This window comes from Methylobacterium sp. (assembly GCF_019750675.1).
Lineage (GTDB): Bacteria > Pseudomonadota > Alphaproteobacteria > Rhizobiales > Beijerinckiaceae > Methylobacterium.
Window position 1 is genome coordinate 1 of record NZ_JAIEOF010000078.1, and the last position, 2,580, is coordinate 2,580.

Genomic DNA, 2,580 nt, shown 5'->3' on the forward strand with positions numbered 1-2,580 from the left:
GCTTCGGGCTTGGCGTCCGCGCCCGCTTCGGACCGGCCGAACAGGGCGAGCGCGCTGCCGCCGTCGGGCGCGACCGTGACCGCGACGATGACGGGCTTGCCCGCGAACCGGGCGATGCGGGGCCGGCGCAGGGCGAAGGCGGTGTCGGGCGCGGGCGAGAGCGTAGTGGTCACGACCGGAACCGGCTTCGGGTCGCCCCCCATGGCCACGGGCTGGCGCTCGCGCACGACGAGGCTGGCGACCTGCTCGGGGCCGCCCGAGAGGGCGGGGACCGGGCCTGCGAGATGCACGCTCAGGGGGCCGGACACGGCCCGGCGGGAGCCGGGCAGGGCGCCGCGGGGCGTCTCGGCCGCCGCCAGGCCCTCCACCGCTTCCGCGCCCAGGAGCGTGGTCGCCACCTGTCCGTCGACGAGGCTGAGAGCCGCGCCGCCGCCGTCGCCCCAGACCACCACGATGGGCACGTCGTCGTCGCCTTGTGCCGGGTTGGCCCCGCGCGGCCGAGCCAGGGGCAGGAGCCCCGAGGTCGCCACCGCGACCGCGACCTCGCTGCCCGAGCCGCGCAGAGACCGGGCCCGGAAGGGCAGGTCGAGGATCGTCACCGTCGGTTCCGCGTGGGCCGGGAGCGCGAGGGTCAGGACCGCGAGCGCCAGGGTTGCGCCGCTCAACATCGCGCGGTTCGGGAACGCGGCATGCGGCGCGGGACGCGCCGGCCGTTCAGACATGCTGGCCGCCGTTGATGTGCAGCTCGGCGCCGTTCACGTAGGAGGAGGCCTCGGTGCACAGGAAGTAGATCGCCTTGGCGACCTCGTCGGGGGTGCCGAGGCGGCGCTGCGGGATTCCGGCCACGATCTTGTCGGTGCCCGGCGACAGGATCGCGGTGTCGATCTCGCCGGGAGAGATTGCGTTGACGCGCACGCCGAGGGGACCGAAATCGCTTGCCATCTCGCGGGTCAGGCCGGCGAGCGCCGCCTTGGAGGTGCCGTAGGCCGCCCCCGCGAAGGGATGGACGCGCGAGCCCGCGATCGAGGTGACGTTGACGATGGACCCCTTGGCGCGGGTGAGTTCCTCACAGAGGCCGCGCGCCAGGAGGAGGGGGGCGAACAGGTTGACCTGGAACACCCGCTGCCAGTCGCTGAACTCGGTGGCGATGGCGCCGAGGCGCTCGCCCTGAGGCCCTTTCGGCGAGATGCCCGCGTTGTTGACGAGCGCGTGCAGGAGGCCGCCCTCGGCGGCGAGACGTCCGGCCACCTCCTCGATGCCCCGAACGGTGTCGGTCGGATCGGCGAGATCGACCTGGAGGTGATCCTCCGGCCCCATCTCCCACGGGCAGTTCTCGGGGAACGGATGGCGCGAGCAGGTGATGACCCGCCATCCGGCCGCCGAGAACCGTTTGACGGTGGCGTGGCCGATGCCACGGCTGGCGCCCGTCAGCAGCATGACGCGGCGGCGTTCGTTGGATGAGGCCAAGACCGTTCCTTCAGGATCGGGGAGCGCCCGGCACACGTGACCACCGTGCCGAAGACACCCCCACGCCATGCCAAGGTCTAAGCGGCGCGGGCCCTAAAATCCAGGGTCCTCCCGCGACGCAGCAAGGAGCCGGCCGGCCTCAAGGATAGAGGCGCGCCCCGCGCCAGGCGCCCCCATCGGACGATCCGCCGTCCCGGGTGAAGCGAACCCGGTCGTGCAGGCGGAAGGGACCGTCCTGCCAGAACTCGATCGAGACCGGCACGATGCGGAACCCGGTCCAGTTCTCCGGGCGCGGCACCGGCCCCTCGCCGTAACGGTCGGCGACCTCCGCCACCGCCCGCTCCAGGGTCGCCCGGTCCGCCAGGGGGCGGGACTGGCGGCTGGCATGGGCGCCGATGCGGCTGTTGCGGGCGCGGCTCTCGAAGTAGGCGTCGGCCTCCTCCGGCGTGACGGGACTCACGGGGCCGCGCGCGCGGACCTGACGGCGCAGGCTCTTCCAGTGCAGGACCAGGGCGGCCTGGGGATTCTCGCGCAGTTCGTCGCCCTTGGCCGATTCGGTGTTGGTGTAGAACACGAAACCGCGCGCATCGACGCCCTTCAGCAGGACGACGCGCACGTCGGGCAGGCCGTCCGCCCCCGCCGTGGCCAGGGCCATGGCATTGGGATCGTTGGGTTCCGAGGCCTCGGCCTCGGCCATCCAGGCGGCGAACAGGGCCCACGGGTCGGCCGCGCGGGTGAAGTCGCCGCCGGGGCCGGTGGCCTCGGCGGGGGAGGCGGGATCATCGATCCTTAACCGTTCCAAGACGTAGTCCTTTGGTGGGATCCGGGTCGGGGGGCACCGACGTGGGACACGAGCGTTATTCGGCCCAACACGTCGTTCGAGATCAGGTGTAATGCGTCGGCGCGAGTGTAAAGCCCAGACCATCGGGGGCAACGGCCTCCGGATTCGTCCCGCCGCGGGGCCGCGCCGGACCGCGCGCGTCCTCGGTGCCGCCCTCCTGCTCGGCCTCGGTGGGTGCAGCCTGCCCATCATCACCTTCCAGGGCGAGGAAACCGCTGCGGCCGGCGTCGAGACGGCCAAGGTCGGCCTCGCCAAGGCCTCCCTCGCCAAGG

At 72.9% G+C, this 2,580-nt stretch carries 2 protein-coding genes and 2 pseudogenes; 1 reads left to right on the plus strand and 3 read right to left on the minus strand.

Annotation, left to right across the window (positions count from 1 at the left end; genetic code table 11):
• From K2X24_RS04020 to pdxH, 3 genes and pseudogenes are all read right to left on the minus strand, one after another.
• Positions 1-668 (minus strand): annotated as a pseudogene (locus tag K2X24_RS04020) (hypothetical protein); the annotation flags it as partial.
• Positions 669-714: 46 nt separating this feature from the next.
• Positions 715-1,437: an SDR family oxidoreductase gene (locus K2X24_RS04025; RefSeq protein ID WP_238277921.1), complete on the minus strand. Its 723-nt coding sequence runs from the start codon at positions 1,435-1,437 to the stop codon at positions 715-717.
• 169 nt (positions 1,438-1,606) lie between these two features.
• Positions 1,607-2,269, minus strand: coding sequence for a pyridoxamine 5'-phosphate oxidase (gene pdxH / locus K2X24_RS04030; protein ID WP_292494897.1), 663 nt, complete (start codon positions 2,267-2,269; stop codon positions 1,607-1,609).
• Positions 2,270-2,360: 91 nt separating this feature from the next.
• On the opposite strand from pdxH, the pseudogene K2X24_RS04035 reads away from it, so the two are divergent.
• Positions 2,361-2,580 (plus strand): annotated as a pseudogene (locus K2X24_RS04035) (hypothetical protein); the annotation flags it as partial.